Source organism: Silvimonas amylolytica (genome assembly GCF_014645555.1).
Lineage (GTDB): Bacteria > Pseudomonadota > Gammaproteobacteria > Burkholderiales > Chitinibacteraceae > Silvimonas > Silvimonas amylolytica.
In genome coordinates this window covers 282,833-303,924 of sequence record NZ_BMLY01000006.1, presented here as the reverse complement: position 1 = coordinate 303,924, position 21,092 = coordinate 282,833, and the positions used below count along the sequence as shown (strand labels likewise).

At 57.2% G+C, this 21,092-nt stretch carries 23 protein-coding genes and 1 riboswitch; of the genes, 19 read left to right on the top strand and 4 right to left on the bottom strand.

Features of this window, described 5'->3' with window-relative positions:
* Nucleotides 1-281: 281 nt before the first annotated feature.
* The 9 genes from IEX44_RS17200 (at nucleotide 282) to IEX44_RS17160 (ending at nucleotide 9,154) form a co-directional block, all read left to right on the top strand.
* The gene (locus IEX44_RS17200) at nucleotides 282-719 is read left to right on the top strand and encodes a carboxymuconolactone decarboxylase family protein (RefSeq protein ID WP_188696871.1); all 438 of its coding nucleotides are present in this window, start codon (nucleotides 282-284) and stop codon (nucleotides 717-719) included.
* Nucleotides 720-730: 11 nt separating this feature from the next.
* A complete protein-coding gene (locus IEX44_RS17195; RefSeq protein ID WP_188696868.1) occupies nucleotides 731-1,168 on the top strand; it encodes a cupin domain-containing protein in 438 nt (145 codons plus the stop codon).
* Between the two features lie 109 nt (nucleotides 1,169-1,277).
* Entirely contained in the window at nucleotides 1,278-2,534 is a 1,257-nt protein-coding gene (locus IEX44_RS17190; RefSeq protein ID WP_188696866.1) for a methyl-accepting chemotaxis protein, read from the top strand.
* Nucleotides 2,531-3,994, top strand: a complete 1,464-nt coding sequence (locus tag IEX44_RS17185; protein ID WP_188696864.1) for an efflux transporter outer membrane subunit — start codon at nucleotides 2,531-2,533, stop codon at nucleotides 3,992-3,994. The genes IEX44_RS17190 and IEX44_RS17185 overlap by 4 nt, the downstream gene beginning before the upstream one ends.
* A 33-nt stretch (nucleotides 3,995-4,027) precedes the next feature.
* Nucleotides 4,028-5,212, top strand: coding sequence for an HlyD family secretion protein (locus IEX44_RS17180; RefSeq protein ID WP_188696862.1), 1,185 nt, complete (start codon nucleotides 4,028-4,030; stop codon nucleotides 5,210-5,212).
* A gap of 1 nt (nucleotide 5,213) precedes the next feature.
* Nucleotides 5,214-6,743, top strand: coding sequence for a DHA2 family efflux MFS transporter permease subunit (locus tag IEX44_RS17175; protein WP_188696860.1), 1,530 nt, complete (start codon nucleotides 5,214-5,216; stop codon nucleotides 6,741-6,743).
* Nucleotides 6,744-6,875: 132 nt separating this feature from the next.
* Nucleotides 6,876-7,877 (top strand): NADP-dependent oxidoreductase, encoded by a 1,002-nt coding sequence (locus tag IEX44_RS17170; protein ID WP_188696858.1) that lies wholly within the window; start codon nucleotides 6,876-6,878, stop codon nucleotides 7,875-7,877.
* Nucleotides 7,878-7,915: 38 nt separating this feature from the next.
* On the top strand, nucleotides 7,916-8,065 hold the full coding sequence (locus IEX44_RS17165; protein WP_188696855.1) for a hypothetical protein: 150 nt from the start codon (nucleotides 7,916-7,918) through the stop codon (nucleotides 8,063-8,065).
* A gap of 87 nt (nucleotides 8,066-8,152) precedes the next feature.
* Nucleotides 8,153-9,154 carry a glutathione S-transferase family protein gene (locus IEX44_RS17160; protein ID WP_188696853.1) on the top strand — a complete coding sequence of 334 codons (1,002 nt, stop codon included), beginning with the start codon at nucleotides 8,153-8,155 and terminating at the stop codon, nucleotides 9,152-9,154.
* Between the two features lie 82 nt (nucleotides 9,155-9,236).
* On the opposite strand, the gene IEX44_RS17155 is transcribed toward IEX44_RS17160, so the two are convergent.
* Nucleotides 9,237-10,463, bottom strand: coding sequence for a YbfB/YjiJ family MFS transporter (locus IEX44_RS17155; RefSeq protein WP_188696850.1), 1,227 nt, complete (start codon nucleotides 10,461-10,463; stop codon nucleotides 9,237-9,239).
* Nucleotides 10,464-10,673: 210 nt separating this feature from the next.
* On the opposite strand from IEX44_RS17155, the gene IEX44_RS17150 reads away from it, so the two are divergent.
* Entirely contained in the window at nucleotides 10,674-11,225 is a 552-nt protein-coding gene (locus IEX44_RS17150; RefSeq protein ID WP_229679254.1) for a TetR/AcrR family transcriptional regulator, read from the top strand.
* Between the two features lie 8 nt (nucleotides 11,226-11,233).
* On the opposite strand, the gene IEX44_RS21345 is transcribed toward IEX44_RS17150, so the two are convergent.
* A complete protein-coding gene (locus tag IEX44_RS21345) occupies nucleotides 11,234-11,512 on the bottom strand; it encodes an Arm DNA-binding domain-containing protein (RefSeq protein ID WP_188696845.1) in 279 nt (92 codons plus the stop codon).
* Nucleotides 11,513-11,876: 364 nt separating this feature from the next.
* Here IEX44_RS21345 and IEX44_RS17140 point away from each other — a divergent pair, with 364 nt between their 5' ends.
* The 9 genes from IEX44_RS17140 to IEX44_RS17100 all read left to right on the top strand — a co-directional run bounded on the left by IEX44_RS17140 (nucleotide 11,877) and on the right by IEX44_RS17100 (nucleotide 19,753).
* On the top strand, nucleotides 11,877-12,227 hold the full coding sequence (locus IEX44_RS17140; protein WP_188696842.1) for a nuclear transport factor 2 family protein: 351 nt from the start codon (nucleotides 11,877-11,879) through the stop codon (nucleotides 12,225-12,227).
* Between the two features lie 55 nt (nucleotides 12,228-12,282).
* Nucleotides 12,283-12,346, top strand: a riboswitch (Fluoride riboswitch).
* A 65-nt stretch (nucleotides 12,347-12,411) separates the two neighbouring features.
* Entirely contained in the window at nucleotides 12,412-12,804 is a 393-nt protein-coding gene (gene crcB, locus IEX44_RS17135) for a fluoride efflux transporter CrcB (protein ID WP_188696839.1), read from the top strand.
* 41 nt (nucleotides 12,805-12,845) lie between these two features.
* On the top strand, nucleotides 12,846-13,370 hold the full coding sequence (locus IEX44_RS17130) for a GNAT family N-acetyltransferase (RefSeq protein WP_188696836.1): 525 nt from the start codon (nucleotides 12,846-12,848) through the stop codon (nucleotides 13,368-13,370).
* Nucleotides 13,371-13,689: 319 nt separating this feature from the next.
* On the top strand, nucleotides 13,690-13,938 hold the full coding sequence (locus IEX44_RS17125) for a hypothetical protein (RefSeq protein ID WP_229679253.1): 249 nt from the start codon (nucleotides 13,690-13,692) through the stop codon (nucleotides 13,936-13,938).
* A gap of 27 nt (nucleotides 13,939-13,965) precedes the next feature.
* A complete protein-coding gene (locus IEX44_RS17120) occupies nucleotides 13,966-15,786 on the top strand; it encodes a pectate lyase-like domain-containing protein (RefSeq protein WP_188696829.1) in 1,821 nt (606 codons plus the stop codon).
* Between the two features lie 371 nt (nucleotides 15,787-16,157).
* Complete coding sequence (locus IEX44_RS17115) at nucleotides 16,158-16,979, top strand: ABC transporter substrate-binding protein (protein ID WP_188696826.1); 822 nt, start codon at nucleotides 16,158-16,160, stop codon at nucleotides 16,977-16,979.
* A 99-nt stretch (nucleotides 16,980-17,078) separates the two neighbouring features.
* Nucleotides 17,079-17,804 carry an amino acid ABC transporter permease gene (locus IEX44_RS17110; RefSeq protein ID WP_229679252.1) on the top strand — a complete coding sequence of 242 codons (726 nt, stop codon included), beginning with the start codon at nucleotides 17,079-17,081 and terminating at the stop codon, nucleotides 17,802-17,804.
* Nucleotides 17,805-17,806: 2 nt separating this feature from the next.
* Complete coding sequence (locus IEX44_RS17105) at nucleotides 17,807-18,505, top strand: amino acid ABC transporter permease (protein WP_188696817.1); 699 nt, start codon at nucleotides 17,807-17,809, stop codon at nucleotides 18,503-18,505.
* A 270-nt stretch (nucleotides 18,506-18,775) separates the two neighbouring features.
* Nucleotides 18,776-19,753: a TauD/TfdA dioxygenase family protein gene (locus IEX44_RS17100; RefSeq protein ID WP_188696814.1), complete on the top strand. Its 978-nt coding sequence runs from the start codon at nucleotides 18,776-18,778 to the stop codon at nucleotides 19,751-19,753.
* 79 nt (nucleotides 19,754-19,832) lie between these two features.
* Here IEX44_RS17100 and IEX44_RS17095 read toward each other — a convergent pair whose 3' ends face one another.
* Both IEX44_RS17095 and IEX44_RS17090 read right to left on the bottom strand, forming a co-directional pair.
* Nucleotides 19,833-20,132 carry a DUF971 domain-containing protein gene (locus IEX44_RS17095; RefSeq protein ID WP_188696811.1) on the bottom strand — a complete coding sequence of 100 codons (300 nt, stop codon included), beginning with the start codon at nucleotides 20,130-20,132 and terminating at the stop codon, nucleotides 19,833-19,835.
* Nucleotides 20,129-21,091 carry a HEAT repeat domain-containing protein gene (locus IEX44_RS17090; RefSeq protein WP_188696808.1) on the bottom strand — a complete coding sequence of 321 codons (963 nt, stop codon included), beginning with the start codon at nucleotides 21,089-21,091 and terminating at the stop codon, nucleotides 20,129-20,131. Before IEX44_RS17090 ends, IEX44_RS17095 begins: the two co-directional genes overlap by 4 nt.
* Nucleotide 21,092: the final 1 nt, after the last annotated feature.

Here is a 21,092-nt window from a genome sequence, read left to right as displayed (position 1 = left end):
TATGAAACACCGGCTGAACGATTCCAACAGGCTGTTGCATCGACCGGTTGAATCCACACCAATAAGTAGTCGAACCATCTTCGATCTATCTGCAATAAGCTCCTGCAGTCAGGCACTGACTATCCATCAATCCCAGGTCGCAGATCGACGCCCCACTTTTGAAGCAGACCCAACTGGCTACCTCAAAATACGCAAAAGTGGACATTTTTCCAGACCACTGCCAAGTCTAATCTTGCTCCTGTCAGCGCACCTTTACGCGCTCAATTCCACAGGAGCAAAACATGGAACAACGTCTCGATTTCTACAAAGCCAACGGCAATGCCATCAAGGCAATGGTTGGCCTTGAAGAGCGTATCGGCAAATCTGCCCTCGAAAAGTCCCTGATCGAACTGGTTCGCCTTCGTGCCTCACAGATCAATGGCTGCGCATATTGCGTAGACCTGCATTCCAGTGACGCCCGCAAGAGTGGCGAAACCGAACGCCGTCTGGCAACACTGGTGGTCTGGCGCGAAACCCCCTTCTTTACCGATCGCGAGCGCGCTGCGCTGGAGTGGACCGAAGCACTGACCCTGGTTTCTGCCTCCCATGTGCCAGATGCCGTTTGGGCCGCCGTTCAGCCGTATTTCAGCGAAGAAGAAATCGTCGATCTCTCCCTGCTGGTCATTGCCATCAACGGCTGGAACCGTCTGGCAATCGGCTTCCGTAAAACACCGGCCTGAGGACAAATATCATGCGCGCCTTTGAAAAAAACCTGAGTGTCCGGTTCATGTTTGCTGCAGCCGTCTTGGCCGCTGCAGCCTGGGCCCCGGTCCGGGCTTATGCCCATGACGCTGGTGAAGAAACCGTGACGCCAGTCATGAAGCAGGATATTCCGCCCCAATCGGGCGACCACGTCTTGATCATCACGGTGAATTACGCGCCGGGCCAGACTTCAAAGGCGCACATGCATACAGGCCCCATCTTCGCCTACGTGTTGGAGGGTCACATCACTTCTCAATTGGGTGACGAACCGGCAAAGACATATGGACCAGGTGAAAGCTGGTACGAGGCGCCGGGCACGCATCACCTGGTGTCGCGTAACGCGAGTGACTCTGAGCCTGCCAAGCTGCTGGTGTTCTCGATCCTGGATGGCAATCACCCCGTGAAGCAGCCCATCCCTGCGCAATAAATCCACACTGCCGAGCGCATTGGCAATACGTCGGTTTGAGGTGTGCGGCAGGCTGAAAGGCTTGCTGCCTCCCCTCCACTCTTGCGCCCGCCGGATTGAGGAAACGAACATGTTGACCACTACCCGTCGTTATCACGAAGCGCTGGCGCAAACCGAAGCGCGCGACTCAGAAATCCTGGGACTACGCGCTCAACTTGCACACAAAGATGCGCAATTTGCCGCGCAACAGGAAAAGCTGACCGGTCTGGACCTGCAACTGGCACGGCTCCCGCGGCTGTTCAGCGGACTGGCCCGTTTTGGCGATTCGCTGACCACCACGGGTAGCTCGCAACGGCGTCTGGCCAATATCCTCGCTGATGAGCGCCAGGCTGCGCAGCAACTCAGCACGCTCTCGCTGGATTATCGCGGCCACTTTCTGCAGATGACGCAGACCCTGCATGAAGTGAGTGCCAAGCGAGCCGAAACCGGCGCGGCCATCCAGCGACTGAATGACCATAGCGACCAGATCGGCCAGATGGTGGAGTTGATCGGTGCCATCGCCAAACAAACCAATCTGCTTGCCCTGAACGCTGCCATTGAAGCCGCCCGTGCGGGCGAAGCCGGCCGCGGTTTTGCCGTGGTCGCCGACGAAGTGCGCAAGCTAGCAGAACGCACCTCCACCGCTACAGCACAGATCAACGAAGTAATGGCGGAAGTACGTAAAGACACCAGCGATGCGTGGCAAAACGTGTCGACCAATGCCCAGCTGATGGATCTGATGCTGGAGCAATCCGCTGAAGCCACCGGCGGCATGGACTCCGTACTGGCATCGGTCCAGCAGATGAATGCCGGGTTGGTCGAGTCCGCCGGACTGGGGCGCGTTGAGATGGCCAACATGGAAGAAATCACCTTGAAGCTTGAGGTTTACAAGGTGTTGATGGGTATTTCAAAAATGACCTCGGCCGAATTACCCGATCACCATGGCTGCGCCCTTGGGCAGTGCTACGCCACCGACGAAATCCGCCAGCGCTTTGCCAAGGTGCCGGGCTACGCCGAGCTGGACGGGCCCCACAGCCAGGTTCACCAAAATGCCGCGCAGGCAGTAGATCTCTACCATCAGGGCCGGCTGGATGAGGCTTTTGCTGCGGCAGCCAGAATGGAAGAAGCGAACATGCAGGTCATGGCTGGCTTGCAACGATTACTCGCTTCTGCCAGTGCAGTTGCCTTTGACGGGCATGCGCCTGCGGCCCAATCGGGCAACACATCGCGACCGTCAGACTCGGCTTTTGGTAAGGCTGGCACCCCAGACCTCCCTCTGATTTCCGCAGACAAACCGGCGCGTATTGTTGGTGGCACATTCAAGACAACGGGCGGTATTGCATCATGAAGTCCAGCCTGAACACTACCCTCACTGCGAGCCTGCTGACGCTGTGCCTGTCATTAAGCGCTTGCGTTAGCCCGAGCGGCATACATGGTTCCGGCTTAATGATGTCGCCAGCCAGTTTGCAATCAGCGCAAAGCCTGCCTACAGAGGGAGGCCGCTGGCCGGATACCAACTGGACTGATGCGTTCGGCGATGCGCAACTCAAGCAACTGATTGCCGAAGCGCTGGCGGCCAACCCCAGTCTTGCCGAAGCACGCGCCCGCCTTGCGGCGGCACAAGCTTTCAATGAGAGCACGCAGGCTGACCGCCTGCCAGATGTGCGAGCCGACTATGCCTGGACCAGAACTCGCTACACCGAAAATGGATTGATTCCACCGCCCTACTCGGGTAGCTGGCAATCGGACAACCGGGTGGTGATCGGCGCGAGCTATACGCTGGATTTCTGGGGCAAGCTCAAGCAGGCTGATCTGGCGGCGTTATCGCAGGTGCAGGCCCAAACGGCAGAGACCGAGCAGGTGAAACTGACACTGGTGACGGCCATCACCCGCACGTACAACCAACTTGCCGGTTTGTATGCGCTGCGTGACCTCGCGCAGGAAGAAAAGCAGCGCCGTGAAGAGATCGAAAAGCTGACTCATCAGCGCTTCAGTTCCGGTCTGGATAACGCCATTGAGCGCGAAACCAGTACCAGTCTGAGTGCCGATAGCCGCGCAGACATTGTGGCACTGAATGCACGCATCACGGCCACGCAGTACAAACTGGCCGCACTGGCTGGCGCCGGGCCAGACCGGGGTTTGCAATTGGCGCGTCCGCAACAAAGCGCGTTTTCCACGCCCGCCATCCCCGACAACTTGCCTGCTGACTTGGTGAGCCGCAGGCCAGATTTGGTCGCTGCCCGCTGGCGTATCGACAGCTTCGGTCATGAGGTGGAATCGACACGGGCTGACTTTTATCCCGACATCAATCTCAACGCCGCGCTGGGTTTGAACGCCTTCGGCTTTAGCCGCTTTCTGGAGTCCTCAAGCCGGACGGTCGCTGCCGGCCCGGCCATTCACCTGCCCATTTTTGATGCAGGCCGTTTACGGGCCCAACTCAAACTGCGCTATGCCGAGATGGATCAGGCGATTGCGTTTTACAACCAGACCCTGGTGTCTGCGCTCGACGAAGCGGCCACCGACCTCAACCGCATTCATACTGTTTCCGACCAGATCGCCGAAGCCCAGACCGCGGCAACTGCAGCGCGAAAAGCCTACGCCATTACTCAAGGCCAGTTTGATGCCGGGCTCACCACCCAGATCAGCGTTCTGCGTGCTGACTTACTGGTCCTTTTTGCTGAACGGCAACTCATCAATCTGCAGACAGATCAGCGCGACGATGCGATCGCTCTGGCTGCCGTACTGGGCGGCGGCTTCAAGTCGCAGGCAGACCCTAACGCTGACCTTGCCAGCGCGAACCGCGAATGAACCTCCCGCGCACTTACTCAAACAGGTATCACCATGACTTCCACACCGACCACTGAAATCGCTGCACCGGCATCACGCAAACGCAAGGCAGGACTGCTGCTGGTTGCCTTGCTGGTGATCATTGCGGCCATTGCCTATCTTGCGTGGTATCTCCTCGTCGCCCGCTACAGCGTCAGCACCGACGATGCCTATGTAAACGGCAACCTGGTGCAACTGACGCCGCAAATTGCCGGGACCGTGGTACGCATCAATGCGGATGACACCCAGCATGTGACACGCGGTGAAGCCATGGTGGAACTGGATACTGCAGATACCCAACTGGCGTTGAGCAATGCAGAAGCCCAGCTCGCCCGCACCACCCGCCAGGTCAGCGCCACGTATATCAACAATCATTTTCTGGACGCCAATATTGCATCCCGGCGCGCAGAACTGACCCGGGCGCAGCAGGATCTGGCGCGGCGGCTTACCGCGATTGGTAGCGGTAGTGTTTCTGCCGAAGACCTCGATCACGCCCGCCGCACCGTCGACGAAGCCCAGTCAGCGCTGGAAGCCGCGCAACAGGCAGCCCATGCCAACCTGGCATTAAGTGGCGCCGGGCCGGTCGCGCAGCATCCGGACGTATTGGCAGCAGCCAGCAAGGTCCGCGACACTTGGTTGGCCTGGTCTCGTACCCGTATTGCTGCCCCAGTCAGTGGCTACGTCGCCCGCCGCAGCGTCCAGATTGGTCAGCGTGTGGCTCCGGGCAATCAGATGCTGGCCATCGTGCCGTTGGATGAAGTCTGGGTCGACGCCAATTTCAAGGAAGTCCAGCTCCAGCATGTCCGTATTGGGCAGCCTGTGGAGCTGGTGGCCGACGCCTGGGGTGGCAAAGTGGTTTATCACGGTCAGGTGGCCGGGTTCTCTGCCGGTACGGGTGCCGCGTTCGCCGCCCTGCCCGCCCAGAACGCGACCGGCAACTGGATCAAGGTCGTTCAACGGCTGCCAGTCCGGATTACGCTGAACCCGCGTGAACTGGCGGAACACCCTCTGCAAATCGGGCTATCGATGACCGTGGATGTCGATGTGCACCAGCAAACGGGTGCCAACATGAGTACGACAGCACGCACTGCATTTCATACCGACGTGTTTACCCAAGATCCGCATGAGGCGGACCGACTCATCGAGCAGATCATCACCGCCAATCTGGTGAGCGATCCGCGTCGCGGCCGCGGGGCATGAAATGGAACAAACTCTTCCTCCGCTCACCGGTGGCAAGCTGATTCTTGGTTCAGTTGCGGTCGCGCTGGCCACGTTCATGAATGTGCTGGACTCTTCCATTGCCAACGTCGCCATTCCTACGCTTTCGGGCAACCTGGGCGTATCGGTGGATGAAGGCACCTGGGTGATCACGCTGTTTGCAGCGGCCAATGCGGTGTCCATTCCGCTCACCGGCTGGCTCACCATGCGTCTGGGTCAGGTCAAGCTGTTTGTCTGGGCCATTTTGCTCTTCACCTTGTCTTCATGGCTGTGTGGTGTTGCCCCGAATCTCGTGTTCTTGCTGGCTGCCCGCATCATGCAAGGTGCAGTAGCTGGGCCTCTGATCCCGTTATCACAGGCGCTATTGCTGAGCTCATTCCCGAAAGATAAAGGGGCCTCCGCACTCTCGCTCTGGGCCATGACGGCGACGGTCGGCCCCATCGTCGGGCCGGCACTGGGTGGATGGATTACTGACGCCTATAGCTGGGCGTGGATCTTCTATATCAACATTCCGGTGGGCCTGTTTGCAGCGGGCGTGACCTGGGCCATCTACCGCGACCGGGAAAGCCCGACCCGGAAAATTCCGGTCGACAAAGTGGGTCTTGGCCTGCTGGTCGTGTGGGTTGCCGCACTGCAAATCATGCTCGATAAGGGCAAGGATCTCGACTGGTTCAGTTCTCCCGTCATCTGGGCATTGATGCTCACCGCCGTGATCGCCTTCGTCTGCTTTGTGATTTGGGAGCTCACTGACGCGCACCCGATCATTGATTTGAAGTTATTCGCCGGGCGCAATTTTCTAGCCGGCACCATCGCGATTTCAGTGGCCTACGCCGTTTTCTTCGCCAACCTGGTTTTGCTGCCGCAGTGGATGCAGACCTACCTTGGCTATCGCTCTGTTGATGCGGGTATGGCCACCGCGCCTTTGGGGATCTTTGCCGTCGTCCTCGCGCCGGTGATGGGTAAGCTCGTCCCCAAGTCGGACGCACGCATTCTGGCAACGCTAGCGTTTCTGGGCTTTGCCGGTGTGTTCTTCATGCGCTCGCATTACACCACCGTGGTGGACACCTGGGCGCTGGTCATGCCGACCCTGTTGCAAGGCATACCTACTGCTCTGTTCTTTGTTCCACTTACCGCCATCATCCTCTCTGACCTGCCTCCCGCCAGAATCCCTGCAGCAGCCGGGTTATCCAACTTCACCAGGGTCTTTTGTGGCGCTGTGGGCACTTCCCTGGCGGCGACGGCCTGGAGTAACCGGACCATCTTGCACCATGCGCAACTGACCGAGGCCGCCAGCACCTCCAGTCCGATCTTTGCCGACGCCATGAACATGCTTGAGCCGGTATTCGGCAAAAGCGCCCTGGCTTTTTACGAAAGGCAGCTCAACACACAAGCAGCCCAACTCGGCATCAACGACATCTTCTGGATTTCCGGCGTGATCTTCATCGTGATCATCCCGCTGATCTGGTTTGCTCACGCTGCACGCGGTTCCAGTGGCCCGGCAGTAGGCCATTGATTCACGCAAATACCAAGGCAACTGGTTCCCTGAAAATCCTGAAAACTGGCGATGTAAACCGCCGGGGCAACAACTTAGAGTGACGTATCGCTAACGCAAATCCGGCCCAAAACCGGTCCAATGGAGTGGATCATGAACCAGGTTTCCAATACCAATGCAACGCCCGCTGCCGCTGCAACACGTCCAGCCAGTCTGTCAGTACCTCTCAATGCGCATGCTGTGGTTGTCCGGGAATTTGGCGGCATTGACCAGCTGGACTACACCACCGTTCCGGTGCCGACCCCGGGCATGGGTCAGGTGCTCGTTCGGGTACTCGCCGTAGGTGTAGGGCCTTGGGACGCATGGGTTCGTTCCGGTCATAGCGTTGTACCGCAGCCGCTGCCATTGACCCCTGGCTCAGACATCTGCGGCATCGTGGTGAACCTTGGCCCGGATGTAGATCACCTCAAGGTAGGTGATGAAGTTTACGGCGTGACCAATCCGCGATTTACCGACGGGTACGCCGACTATGCCATTGCGCATGTGGACATGATTGCGCTCAAGCCGCAAAAGTTGGGCTACGAAGAAGCCGCCTCCGCACCGGTACTGGCAGTCACGGCCCATCAGATGTTATTCAATTACGCCGAACTGCAGCCGGGTCAACGGGTGCTGATCCACGGTGCTGCCGGAAATGTGGGTGCTTATGCCGTCCAGTTGGCCCACAACGCCGGCGCCTATGTGATTGGCACTGCCTCCAGTGCCAACGCGGACTACGTGCGCTCCCTGGGTGCGGACGAAGTCGTCATTGCGCGCACAGGTTCATTTGCCAGCTACGCCAACAATATTGATGTGGTCATTGACCTTGTCGGTGCAGTCACTCATGACGCGTCCTGGACGGTGCTGCGCGAAGGCGGCGTGCTGGTTTCTGCCGTCACCGAGCCGGATAAAGCACGTGCAGCCGAAAAGAATATCCGCAGCGATTTCCTGCTGGTTTCGGTCAAGACAGACGTCCTCAACGCCATTGGCGAGCAACTCAATGCAGACCGTCTGCATACACGCGTTGGGGAAGTGCTGCGCTTGTCAGAGGCCAAACTGGCTCATGGAATGCTGGAAGGCAAACCCCATCGCGCCGGCAAGATTGTTCTGATTCCCTGAACCCTCATGCCGTGAAACGGTAACGTCTGGAGCGTGCCATGTATCCCGACTCTTTATTCTTCGCCACTTTGCTGCTGATCGCCGTTCTCGCTTTGGTCATTGCGCCGGTTTCAGGTGCCGATGACGAGGCGAAAATCACCGCCGACATCCGTGGTCATTCGACAAAATCGAACGACGTCAATCCATAGCCCGCACGTCTTTCACGCTCATCCAGGCAGAATAAATACGCCAGAAACCCGGCAAAGTGCCGGGTTGCGGCGCTGCAGAGGTTTGATATGGGAATGCTCGTAGAAGGACAATGGTCGGACGTCTGGTTTGACACCAAATCGACTGGGGGTCGGTTTGTTCGTCAAAACTCGTCTTTCCGGAACTGGATCACGCCTGATGGCCAACCGGGGCCCAGCGGCGAAGGCGGGTTTGCAGCACAAGCCGGTCGCTATCACCTTTATGTCAGCCTTGCCTGCCCGTGGGCTCACCGCACTTTGATCATGCGCAATCTGAAGGGTTTGGCGCCAATGGTCAGCGTTTCATCTGTGCATTGGCTGATGCTGGAATACGGCTGGACCTTTGCCGAAGGCCCGGGTGTCATCCCTGACGACATCAACGGTGTCGATTACCTTTACCAGCTTTATCAATTGGCTGACCCGAAATATACCGGCAGAGCCACCGTCCCCATTCTTTGGGACAAACAGCGGCGCACCGTGGTCAGTAACGAGTCATCCGAAATTATTCGTATGTTCAACAGTGCATTTGATCAAGTTGGCGCGCTTGAGGGGGATTATTACCCTGCAGCACACCGCGACGTGATTGATGAACTGAATCAACTTGTCTACGAAGCCGTCAACAACGGCGTTTATCGTGCTGGCTTTGCCACAAGCAAGACGGCTTATGAAGAAGCGGTGATCCCGCTCTTTAGCGCCCTGGATTGGCTGGAGCTAAGACTCTCCAGCCGGCGCTTTCTACTTGGAGATCGCTTCTCTGAAGCAGACATCCGGCTGTTCACCACGCTGGTCAGATTCGACGCTGTTTACGTTGATCACTTCAGGTGCAACCTGAAACGTCTCGCGGACTATCCGCATCTGTCGGGATATTTGCGCGACATCTTCCATATGGAAGGGATCAAGCAAACCGTTGATTTCGAGCACATCCGGCGTCACTACTATGAAAGTCACCGAACCTTGAACCCCAGCGGTATTGTCCCCGATGGTTTGCCTCTGGACTTTACCCGCGCGCCAGCAGATTCATCCCGCATCGAATTTGCGAAGGTCCCCGGCTAATTCTGCTTGGGCTGTCCTTCGGCATATTGTCCTGCTCCAGGTTCGCCCGGAGCAGGACAGCACGCACTCTCAGCCTCACAGCTCATTCCACAACTGGCGCAGTGGTTGTAACCCGACTAAACAGATCCACAGCCAGCGCAATGGCCAGTGATGTCGTGCCAATAACAAACAGCAGGCGGTGATCACCGTTGCTGTGGTTGAACAGACTGCCATAGGCATACCCGGCCAGCGCCTGGGCCGCCGCAAACACGGTGGTTGCCCGGCTCCAGATCACGTTTTGCTGATGCGCATTGTGGGGCACGATGTGATGAACACGTGCCAGTACCAGCGGCACAATCCCCGGTGGGAAACTGCCAATCAATAGTGTCAGGACGCCGATGACGACCAGATTACTGGACCACGCCAGCAAGCCCACGACAAACGCCTGAACCAGCAATACCAGACGCAATGCCAATCTGGAACCCAACGCATCCGCCATCAAACCGTATACCGGCGGACCGAAGATGGCACCCACCCCATACAGAATCCAGAACAACGCACCAGTATGTGCACCGGCGCCCAGACCGCGGGCGATAAAGTCGACCAGGAACACCATGGTGGGAACCAGGCCCAGTGCCATCAAACCGTACTCGGCGTAAACCGTCGTCACCTGCTGACGGACCTGCACCCCAAGCCGGATGCCTGCTTCATGCGCCTTTGCGCCAGTCTGGAATTCAGGTGCGGGCCATCCCCACCAACTCGCTACAGTCAGCACCAGCGCAATCGCCCCCAGACCCAACCAGGTGGCATGCAAGCCAAAGCCCAGCAGCAACGGTACCACCGTGCCGGAACCCGCAACACCCAAACCCAAACCAAGAAAAACGGCACCGCTGGCCAACCCCCTTCTTGAAGGAGGTACATGCGGCAACACCGTGCCAGCAACCAACACCATGATCGCCCCACCGGCAACGCCAGACATGAGACGCCAGAAGAAAAACCAGCCCACCGACACCGGCCAGGCACATGCAAAGAACGCAAGAGTGACCAGCGCCATCATTAGCCGCAATGTCCACGTGTTACTGAGACGTGCCGCGATGGGCCGCCCCACCAATGCCCCGACCAGATAGCCCGCCAGATTTGCGGCCCCCAGATAAACGACATCGGCGGCAGCAAACCAGTGCGCCTGAATCAGCGGCGGTAACAACGGCGTATAGGCAAACCGGGCCAGACCAATACTGACCAGGCTGGCGCACAGCCCGGCAAAGATATGCAGCCACATGGTCGACTTTGCCGTCGTCACGGGTGCGGGTGATGCAATTTGGGTTGTCATATCAGACCCTCCCTCAGGAAGAAAAAAACCGGAACAGCTACCGCAATCACATCGATCCCGGCCTGCTCCAACCATGTTTGACACTAATGTCAATAATGGCACCCTAAACAATCTTGACACACGTGTCAAACATAAGTTTAATGATCTCTAACTAAAGACCTGGAGGGGCTATCAATGGCAGGGGTAAGGCAATTTGATGAGGAACAAGCCTTGGAAAAAGCGCTGGAATACTTCTGGCAAAAGGGCTTTGCCGCGGCATCCATGCCGGAACTGGCTGCCGCTACGGGCGTGCAGCGCGGGTCGCTCTACAACGCGTATCAGGGAAAAGAGAATCTATTCCTGAAGGTGTTCGAGATGTACTCAAACCGGTTCTTGCAACAGGTAGAACAAACCCTGACTGCACCTGATTTGCGCCAGGCCCTAGAGGCTTTTTTTGAGTTCGTGATCGGGTCCATGACCATGGGCGTCCCCACTCGCGGCTGCCTATCGACCAAAACAGCCTTTACGGGCGATCAACTTGAAGAGCCAGTGGCCGAGGTGCTCAGGGGAATGCTCGACCGACTGGAACGTATTCTTGCTTCCAGCCTGAGGTCCAAGGAAAGCCAGTCAGCTTTGACTTGCTCACCGGAGAGTGCGGCACGGCTACTGGTGACCTTTACCCGGGGATTGGTGGTTATTGAGCGTGTATATCAGGACACAGACCGTTTAAAAGCAACGGCGTTGTCCCTACTGGATATTCTCATTGCGTCGCGCAACGACTGAAAGTCGCATTACAGCCGTGAGCTAAGGTGAATACCCTCACCTACCAAAGCCTTGAGACGTGTAGCTTCCAGTTGAGCTCGCCCCAAATCCAAGACGCGAGCGTCCCCAATGGTAATGCGCAATGTCTTACCAACGAGCCGGGACTCAAACACGTACGCTCGAGAACCCGACTGTGTCACGCGCAAACCCAATCCTGGTGTTTTCGCATCCCAGAAAATGCTTTGCTGCTTCCCATCTTCGCAGCGGTACGCACTGATTCTCGTAACGGTAAAGTTTTCCTTCTTCATCTCAATCACCGTGTAGGCGCCATGTAGGCAAACCCTATCAATTTCGGTACCGGCAAGTCAACATCAGAATCTTCCAAAAATCCAACAAATTCATTAAAATCATGGCTATGCAGAAATAAATAAAGATCAATCCACATTGATCCATGAAAAAACACTCGGATTTCTAATCCGGACTTAATGGTTGGTTGATTGCAAGGAAAACCGGGCTTCTGCCCGGTTTTCTTTTTTCTGGCTGAGCTATTTCTTTATTCTGTTCCATGCGCCTGGCTCCGGCACCTGAGCGCTGGATATTCTGGTACACCCTGGCCAGACCTGGTTAGACTCATACGTCGTATCTCATACCCGATGCCTGGCGAATCCAATCATGAGTCCAAAAACCAACCTCGACCGCTTTCGAGCCTATCTACAGGCCTACGAACACAAAAATATCAACGAGATTGGCGCCATGTTTGCGCCCGACGTCGCGCTGCGCGACTGGAAGATCTCGGTTCGGGGCATTGAGGCTGCGCTGGCAGAAACGCGCTCCAATTTCGCTGCGGCGCAAAGCATTCAGATCGACATCCTGCGCCTTTATGAATCTGCCTCTTCGGTTGCTGGCGAATTGCGCATTCTGGTGGATGGTACGGTCGAACTGTTTGTTGTAGATGTGCTGGACTTCAACACCCAGGGCCAGATCAGCGCAATCCGGGCTTTTCTGGGCAGAGGCGACGCTTAAGCCCGTACACCACAGATACATATGCCGGCGTGACTTTTCCGGTTTTTCAGCTACCTTCAAATCAGGAGATGGCATACCTCCTGGAACCGCCCTGCGGGGCTGATGATGCCTGCATTTGACTGATGGATAGTCTGTGCAGGCATTTTTCATTCAAGCCGCGCACAGCCAGACCGGGAGGTATTCGATGACGATCCTGTCTTTGCTTTCAGTGGGTATTGGCGCCACGTTGGGCGCCTGGTTACGCTGGTTGTTAAGTACCTTGCTCAATCCAGTTTTGCCTGCCCTGCCACTGGGTACGCTGGCTGCAAATCTCATCGGCGGTTATCTGATTGGTTTATCGATTGCCGTGTTTGAGCACAATGTGCACATCCCGGTTGAAACACGTCTGTTTATCGTCGCGGGGTTTATGGGTGGGCTAACCACGTTTTCCAGCTTTTCTGCCGAAGTCGTGTTGCTGATGAATCAGCGGCAACTGGCGTGGGCGCTAGGCACCATTGCAGCCCATCTGGGTGGTTCACTGGCCATGACCGCATTGGGGCTATGGTCCTTCGGTCTCTTCGTGCGCTCTTCAATATGACAGACGTGCAGTGCCCCATTTATCACCGTGGTTGATTAATCATGAAGCTCGCTCCTGCTGCCATTGAACATGCCGAACAGATTGCCATCCTCCACGCAAATAGCTGGCAGGCCACCTATGCCGACGTCCTGGCACCAGATTATCTGGCACACACAGTCCCCGCTGAGCGCAAGGCAATCTGGCTGCAGCGGCTTTATAAGCCCAGGTCGAACCAGGTTGTGCTGATCGCGCATGCGAGCGGACGAGTGCACGGCTTTGCTTGCGCCTATGTTGGAGAACACGCGGAGTGGGGTTCGTATCTGGACAACCTGCATGTTGATCAAGCGTCTCAAAGGCAAGGGGTAGGTCGACGTTTGTTGTTAGAGATCGCCCGCCGATGTGAAGAACACAATCCGGGCCAGGGTCTGTATCTGCTCGTCAACCAGACCAATCAGAATGCCCAGAACTTCTATGCCCTTCATGGCGCCCAAAACGCCCAGGAATCGGTCTGGAATGCACCAGATGGCTCAACAGTGCCTACTTTTATCTACCGTTGGACCAACATCGCTACGCTGGCCGGCGCCTGATATGTCAGCCTGTGCAACAGGCTAATTCTCTTCAGCATTTCCGTTTTACGCCGCCGAGTTTGATTATCCGGTGTGCCCCTTCTCCAATCCCTGGCGTCTTGCCTGTGCCCTCACGCGCCGCGTAACAAAAAACCCCGCCCGATACTCCCCAACGCCCTGTTTTGTGGTTTTTGCAACGTCATCGCACCCTTTTGTTACCGGAGCATTGTGCACATGAACAAAACCGGTTTGGGCCCCCAATTGGTGGGCCTTCCCGTTCATTTCTTTGCACCAATCTGATGCAAACGATAAGCATATTGCCGTATTTGAAATCGGTTTCATGGCCATGCAGTATCCCGCAACCGCAGGCAAGCCGCTGATTTATATCTTCATTTGTAATTATCACTCTCTGGACAAGAGTGAGGTGTTTGGCTGCGGTACATCAACCCGGTATGGATTATCTGGAGCTGCCAATCCGGTCACCGAACCGGAAATATCACTCAATGAATACGCTGCGCAGCATGAGCACATGCAGATCGCGGCATCACCTGACCGGGGGCCAAAGAGTCCACACAAAGCCGGCATGTGATCAAAAACAGTCTGGAGGAGTTTTTGCATGAAATGTCGTACCCGGCAGTACTTTACGCTCGGCGCGCTCAGCGCACTGACGCTGGCCCTGGCAGCCTGCGGCGGCGGTAGCGGTTCAACGACCGAAACCTCAGCACCGGCGGTGACACCAACCCCTGCGCCGACGGCAAATGCCAAAGTGGACTTTGGCCCCAACGTGTTGATCTTTGACCCAGGCATGGACACTGCCTCGATACAAAGCCAGATCAATAATATCTACTCTCAACAGCACAGCAATCAGTTCGGCACCAACCGTTTTGCCCTGATGTTCAAACCAGGCAATTACCCCGTCGACATCAACGTAGGGTTCTATACCCATGTGATCGGTCTGGGAAGTTCGCCCGACGATGTTCAGGTCGATGACCTGCATGTCGAAGCGGACTGGCTGAATATGAGCCAGGATGCAACGCAAAATTTCTGGCGCTCTGCTGAGAACCTGTCCGTTCAGCACCCGGCTTCCGTTACGCCCTACCCGGTACGCTGGGCTGTGTCGCAAGCCGCGCCAATGCGCCGGGTGCATGTCAAAGGCGATGTCATCCTGAGTTCGCCCTGGTGTGGCTATTCCAGTGGTGGCTTTATCTCGGACACATTGATTGATGGCCAGATCAACTCGTGCTCGCAGCAACAATGGTTCAGCCGCAATACGGAATGGGCGTCGTGGGTGGGTGGTGTGTGGAACATGGTGTTTGTTGGCGTGCAAAACCCGCCCACACCGGGCACCTGGCCATCACCACCATTGACCGTCGTCGCACAAACACCGGTCGTGCGTGAAAAACCGTTCCTGACCATTGATGGCAGCGGCAACTACAGCGTATTTGTGCCAGCGCTCAATACCAACACGACGGGCACCACATGGCATGGCCGCACCGAGGCAGGTACTTCACTGCCGATCAGCCAGTTCTACATCGCCAAAGAGAACGTCGACACCGCGCAGACCATCAATGCCGCGCTGGCCAGAGGGCTTAACCTGATCATCACCCCGGGTGTCTATCACCTGACCGACACCATCCGCATTACCCGGCCAGATACGGTGGTACTGGGTCTGGGTGTGGCCACGCTGGAAGCCGATACGGGGCTGGATGCGATGGATGTGGCCGATGTCGATGGCGTGAAGATCTCCGGCTTGTTGTTTGATGCCGGCACAACGTCGTCGCCAGCATTGCTGAAGGTAGGCACCAGCGTGACCGGTGTCAGCCACGCAGCCAACCCCATCTGCCTCTATGACATCTATGCCCGCATCGGCGGCGAGATTGCCGGCAAGGCGCATACCGCAGTAGAGATCAACAGCAACAACGTGATCGGGGATGACTTCTGGCTGTGGCGTGCCGATCATGGTGATATTGGTCTGACCACCACAGGCTGGACCATCAACCCGGCCATCAACGGGCTGGTGGTGAATGGCGACAACGTCACGATGTACGGGCTGGCGGTAGAGCACTTCGAGCAGTATCAGACCCTGTGGAACGGCAACGGCGGCAGCGTGTATTTCTATCAAAGCGAAGAGCCGTACGACGTCCCCAACCAGGCTGCGTGGATGAACGGAAGCGAGAACGGTTACCCGTCGTACAAAGTGGCCGATTCCGTCACATCGCACAAGGCCTATGGGGTCGGGATCTACAGCTTCAACTTTGTAACCACCGGCCGCAACGTGGCATTGGCCAATGCCATTGAAGCACCGCAGCAACCCGGTGTGAGCTTCACTGATCTGATCACTGTCTCGCTGGATGGCACCAGTCTGATCAGCAACGTGATCAACAATACCGGTGGCAGCAATATCGGGCAAAACGGCGCGGTAGCCAGTTATCCATAACCGCGAGCGCTCATGAAAAAGCCCTGGGAATCACCCAGGGCTTTTTTTCGCCCCGGCGTTGAGGAACCACGCGCCGATCCATGCCAGGCATTGAGCCGGATGAGCTGAAAACCCTCGCGTTTTGGTCGCTCATCTCTGGCCCACTCCGCCAGAAAATTAGCCCGGCAGATCAAAAACTTGTACAGCTCTACACATGACTCTTGCTGTTTTGGCCCCCAAAACAACACAGTTTGTTATATCAACAGTATTTTATATAATTTATATAAATTTAATGAATTGCTTAAGATGCGGTGCATAGCGGCTGCTCAGCGATCCTGACCAGCCCGAGCAGGACAACAAACCGCACTCTTTTACCCTGTCGGAACAACATCATGAAAATCAAAACTCAGGTACTTGCTCTGCTACTGCTTGGTCTGGCCTCAGGCGTTGCCATGGCCGATAAACTGGATGACATCAAAAAAGCGGGTGTGCTCCGCGTGGCCGCATTTGACGGTAACCCGCCATTTGGCTTTGTGGATGAAAAAACCCACAAGATCATCGGTCTGGATGTCGATTACGCTCAGGAAGTGGCCAAACGCCTTGGCGTAAAACTTGAGATTGTCCCGACCAACCCGGCCAATCGCATTCCGCTGCTGACCGCCAATAAAGTCGATCTGGTCTTTGCCAACTTCACAATCACCCCTGAACGTGCCAAGGTCATTGATTTCAGCGTTCCCTATTTTGCCTCCGGGCAGCAATTTCTGGCGCGCAAGGGTGCGCTTAAATCGCCAGACCAGATTGCCAGCCTGCGGGTAGGTGCCGACAAAGGCACGACAATGGAAGCCACGCTGCGTGAGAAATATCCCAATGCCACGGTGGTGCTGTATGACGACACCCCGTTCGCGCTGACGGCCCTGCGCAACGGCAATGTCCAGGCCATCACACAAGATGGCTCCAAGCTGGTGGCCATCCTGGGCAACTTGCCGGACAAGGATAAATACGAAATCCCGGGGTTCTCCATTTCTGAAGAACTGGAAGGCGTGGGCGTACCCAAGGGTGAAACCCGTCTTGTGGCCTACCTGAACGACACCCTCAAGGATCTGGAAAAGAACGGCACAGCCAGCAAGATTTACGATCGCTGGTTTGGCCCGGACACCAAAGCGCCGCTGCCACGGCTATTCAAGATCGGCGACGCGCACATCCGCGCGCAGTAAACCGATCCCGGTACTTTCTTCGAGCTCTCCATCCACTTGTCTTGCAAAGACACCGCGCCATCTTGATGGCGCGTTTTTTTTGGAATGCCCAACTGCATCATGACTGTTGAGTTGCTTGCCCCCAAATATCTGACCTGGATGGCCAATGGTTTGCTCATGACCGCATGGATCGCGGTTATCGCCATTGTGTTCTCAACGTTGGCAGGGTTTACCCTTGCCCTGGCGCGGGATGCAAAAAAACCGGTGTGGCGCCTTCTGGCACGGTGCTACACGCTGGTGTTTCGCAACACACCGTTATTGATCCAGCTGTTTTTCTGGTATTTCGCGGCGCCCAATCTGTTGCCCGAAAACACCATGCTCTGGTTGAACACGCCACACCCTCTCAATCTGGCCGGTTGCACACTGGGCTGGCCATCGTTCGAATTTCTGGCGGGTACTTTCGGGCTGACCCTCTATGCCACAGCGTTTGTGGCTGAAGACATTCGTTCTGGTATTCGCGGCGTCCCCAAAGGGCAGTACGAAGCTGCCGCCGCCAGCGGGCTGACGCGCTGGCAAATGCAGCGCCATGTGATCCTGCCCCAGGCCTTGCGCCATGCCCTATCGCCCTTGTTCGGGCAGTACATGAATATCGTCAAGAATTCGTCGCTGACCATGGGCATCGGGCTGGCCGAATTGTCATACACCTCCCGCCAGGTCGAAGCGGCCAGTTTTCTGACCTTTCAGGCATTTGGAGTCGCTACCCTGGGGTATATCGGCCTCATTGCGATACTGGATGTCCTGGCGCGCCAGGTACAACAACGCGTTGCCCTGCCGGCGGGAAACTGACCATGGAAGCGCTTGAAGTCATTCACGCCAACCTGGATTACCTGCTGTGGGGAACCTGGCCAGATGGCCCACTGGGTGGCGCAGCCCTCACACTGGTACTCAGCGTAGTGTCCGGCCTGGCTTCTGCCGCAGGGGGGCTGCTGCTGGGCGTATTGCTGGCGGTATTGCGGGGCTGGTCACGTCAGGTTTTGCTCCTGGTGCTCGGCTTTTTGCGGGCCATCCCTGTACTCATGCTGATTTTCTGGGTGTATTTCCTGTTGCCCATTCTGTTTGGCCTGAACGTCCCCGGGCTGGTACCGGTGGTCTGCGCGCTCTCGCTGATTAGCGCAGCTTATCTGGCTCACGCTGTCAGCGCCGGAATTGCCGCACTCCCGCAGGGCCAGTGGAATGCCGCGTATTCATTAGGGCTGACACGGTGGCAGGTGCTGCGTTATGTCATCCTGCCGCAGGCGCTGCGCATGATGTTGCCCAGCTTTGTGAACCAGTGGATCACCCTGATCAAGGACACTTCACTCGCTTATGTGGTGGGCATCAACGAACTCTCTACCGTCGCCAGCCAGGTCAGCAACCGCGTCATGATCCACCCGGTGCCGGTATTCCTGTTTGCGGGTCTGGTGTATTTCGTCTTGTGCGCTGGCCTGAGCGCATTGGCCAGCTATCTGGGTCGAAGTCACCAACACGCCTCTCCTGCCATGGTTTGACTTCTTCAAAGCCCGCCGACGCGGGCTTTTTTGGGTCAGCGCCCGCACTGGCCCGATTGCAACAGTTTGCCCCAGGCAAAGTGCAAAACGGGACAACCAGGCCAGTCAAACCGTCAGCTCCGGTGCGTATTTCTGGCGTGCAGGGCTGGCACGCTTTCTGCAAGTACCCGATGACGTCACAGGCTGACATCACAACCTGAATTGACGCGGCTTTTCTTGCCCGGTTTGCGGGCCTTCTTATGCGCTTTGCGCTTGATGAGGAATGACAACATGTCTACGACAACTGCGCCTTCTGGCATTACGGTGACACAACTCGCGGGCCATATCGGCGCCGAAATCGGCAATGTGAATCTGGCCGGCCCGATCAGTGATGCGGCCATTCATGACATTCGCCAGGCATTGCTGAAGTGGAAGGTCGTGTTCTTTCGCGGTCAGCAGATTGACCATGCCGCTCAGGTGGCATTTACCCGCCGTTTTGGTGAAGTCACTTACGCCCACCCGCACGAAGACCAGCCCATTGATGGGCATCCGGAAATCCTGCCGATTGACCGCAGCCGTTATGAACGCCGCAACGGTCTGCGCCGCGCCAGTTATGAAAACCGCTGGCATACCGATGTCACAGCCGCAGTAAACCCGCCAGCTGCATCCATACTGCGGGCAGTCAACGTCCCTTCGTTTGGTGGCGACACCCAGTGGACCAACCTCGTTGCCGCCTATGAGGGCTTGTCTGCGCCCCTGCGCGCCCTGGCTGATACGCTCCGGGCCGAACACCGCTTTGCGGCCAATCTGCGTTTGCCGGCCGGCAGCAAGCTGGCGCAGCGTTTTGCCCAGAACCCCCTGGTCGCGATCCACCCGGTTGTACGCGTACACCCTGAAACGGGCGAGCGCGCACTTTTTGTTAATCCTGGATTCACGTCTCATATCGTTGATGTGTCTCCTGCGGAAAGCAGCAAGCTGCTGGAACTCTTCTTCGAGCAGATCACCCGCCCGGCCTACACCGTGCGTTTCCACTGGAACAATGGCGATATTGCGTTCTGGGACAACCGCGCCACCTCACACCTGGCACCGCAAGATCTCGATCATATCGAGGTAGAACGCGTGCTTTACCGAACCACACTGGTCGGCGACATCCCGGTCGGGCCGGATGGCTTTCATTCAGAACTGGTGGAAGGCGAAATCTTTGGTACGCGCGTACCCACGGCGCTGGAGCTTGCGGCGCGGGGCGAGGCTCAAGTCCAGGCTGTTTGATGTTGGGTCTGCAGGGGTAAAACAAAACCGCCACGTGGTTCGACGTGGCGGTTTTGTTTGTGGGCCCCAAACCCTCGCTTCAGGTGCTGGCAGACACCTGCAATGCCAAAGCGCTCAGCCGTGCCAACATTTCCCACGGATAAATACCGCGATCATGTCCGTCACTGAATACCAGTTGCACCGCGTAATGTCCCAACGCTTCCAGCCGGACAATGCGCACATCTTGCGACAACGCAAGTGGATGCCCCTGCCGGCGCGCGGATTCGCATTGGCTGCAACGGCAAGCACCGCGTAACGCGGCGTGAGTCAGCCGCACTGCGCCATCGCCCCAATCCAGAAGCAGCGCGGTTGGTGTAAGGACAACTTGCTGCGGCGTCAAGGTGTAGCGCCGTGCAAACGCACCAGTGCCAGACGCGCGGCTTTGCGCACTTCCGGGTCTGGGTCAGCGGCGGCCAGTGCCAGTGCCGGGGCGGCGACCAGATCGCCGATCTCGCCCAAGGCAATGGCTGCCTCTTTGCGCAGATTACCGGCAGGATGCGTCAAGGCTGCCTGCAAAGGGTGGATAGCCGCAGGCTCGCCAACCCGTCCCAACGCGCGGGCCGCACGCAGACGCACTTGCCAGAAATCGTCTTCCAGCGCGCCAATCAACGCATGGAGTGCAGACTTCAACCGTAACTTGCCCAGCGTGCCGGCGGCTTCCTCGCGCACTTGCCAGATCGGGTCTGTCAGCGCAGCCAGCAAGTCAGCCAGTACTTCATCCCCCTGTGCGAAACCCAGGGCGCCACTGGCGGCACGCCGCACTTCGGCGTCCTCGTCCTCCCTGGCCAGCTGACCCAATTGAGGCAAGGCAGACGTGGATTTCAGCCAGCCCAGCACGCCCACGGCTTCACGCCGGACTTGCGCTTCGGCATGCGTCAACGCAAGCAAGGCTGGCCCAGCGGCTTGCGGCAAGCGCAGTTCCCGCAAGGTGCGCAACACGGCAGCCAGCGCAAAAGGGTCTGAATGCCCTGCCCATGCCATTAATGTGTCGGCAGCTGCTCCGGTTTTGAGTTCAGACAGGCTTTGCGCGGCGGCATGACGTGTGTCTTCATCCGTGTCGAGCAGCGCACCAAGCAATACATCGACTACATCGGGTGTTTCCCAGCCAGCCAGCAAACGCGCAGCTTCAGCGCGCACCACGGCGGCGGTGTCAGTCAAGGCGGCTATCAACAGCGGCAGATTGTCTTCGTTTTCTTCATCCGCCAGTTCAAACAGGGCCACGCGGCGGATGGCGGCATCTGTGCTTTGCAAGCGAGCAGCCAGTGCCGGATCAAGGGGTGCAAACAAGGTATCGGTCATA

Bases quoted from the DNA above. Each gene is read 5' to 3' on its own strand.
- IEX44_RS17100 (WP_188696814.1), top strand. From the start codon at position 18,776: ATGTCTACGACAACTGCGCCTTCTGGCATTACGGTGACACAACTCGCG.
- IEX44_RS17155 (WP_188696850.1), bottom strand. From the start codon at position 10,463: ATGACAACCCAAATTGCATCACCCGCACCCGTGACGACGGCAAAGTCG.
- IEX44_RS17190 (WP_188696866.1), top strand. From the start codon at position 1,278: ATGTTGACCACTACCCGTCGTTATCACGAAGCGCTGGCGCAAACCGAA.
- IEX44_RS17120 (WP_188696829.1), top strand. From the start codon at position 13,966: ATGAAATGTCGTACCCGGCAGTACTTTACGCTCGGCGCGCTCAGCGCA.
- IEX44_RS17170 (WP_188696858.1), top strand. From the start codon at position 6,876: ATGAACCAGGTTTCCAATACCAATGCAACGCCCGCTGCCGCTGCAACA.
- IEX44_RS21345 (WP_188696845.1), bottom strand. From the start codon at position 11,512: ATGAAGAAGGAAAACTTTACCGTTACGAGAATCAGTGCGTACCGCTGC.
- IEX44_RS17105 (WP_188696817.1), top strand. From the start codon at position 17,807: ATGGAAGCGCTTGAAGTCATTCACGCCAACCTGGATTACCTGCTGTGG.
- IEX44_RS17140 (WP_188696842.1), top strand. From the start codon at position 11,877: ATGAGTCCAAAAACCAACCTCGACCGCTTTCGAGCCTATCTACAGGCC.
- IEX44_RS17175 (WP_188696860.1), top strand. From the start codon at position 5,214: ATGGAACAAACTCTTCCTCCGCTCACCGGTGGCAAGCTGATTCTTGGT.
- crcB (WP_188696839.1), top strand. From the start codon at position 12,412: ATGACGATCCTGTCTTTGCTTTCAGTGGGTATTGGCGCCACGTTGGGC.
- IEX44_RS17130 (WP_188696836.1), top strand. From the start codon at position 12,846: ATGAAGCTCGCTCCTGCTGCCATTGAACATGCCGAACAGATTGCCATC.
- IEX44_RS17200 (WP_188696871.1), top strand. From the start codon at position 282: ATGGAACAACGTCTCGATTTCTACAAAGCCAACGGCAATGCCATCAAG.
- IEX44_RS17125 (WP_229679253.1), top strand. From the start codon at position 13,690: ATGGCCATGCAGTATCCCGCAACCGCAGGCAAGCCGCTGATTTATATC.
- IEX44_RS17090 (WP_188696808.1), bottom strand. From the start codon at position 21,091: ATGACCGATACCTTGTTTGCACCCCTTGATCCGGCACTGGCTGCTCGC.
- IEX44_RS17180 (WP_188696862.1), top strand. From the start codon at position 4,028: ATGACTTCCACACCGACCACTGAAATCGCTGCACCGGCATCACGCAAA.
- IEX44_RS17195 (WP_188696868.1), top strand. From the start codon at position 731: ATGCGCGCCTTTGAAAAAAACCTGAGTGTCCGGTTCATGTTTGCTGCA.
- IEX44_RS17115 (WP_188696826.1), top strand. From the start codon at position 16,158: ATGAAAATCAAAACTCAGGTACTTGCTCTGCTACTGCTTGGTCTGGCC.
- IEX44_RS17160 (WP_188696853.1), top strand. From the start codon at position 8,153: ATGGGAATGCTCGTAGAAGGACAATGGTCGGACGTCTGGTTTGACACC.
- IEX44_RS17110 (WP_229679252.1), top strand. From the start codon at position 17,079: ATGACTGTTGAGTTGCTTGCCCCCAAATATCTGACCTGGATGGCCAAT.
- IEX44_RS17185 (WP_188696864.1), top strand. From the start codon at position 2,531: ATGAAGTCCAGCCTGAACACTACCCTCACTGCGAGCCTGCTGACGCTG.
- IEX44_RS17165 (WP_188696855.1), top strand. From the start codon at position 7,916: ATGTATCCCGACTCTTTATTCTTCGCCACTTTGCTGCTGATCGCCGTT.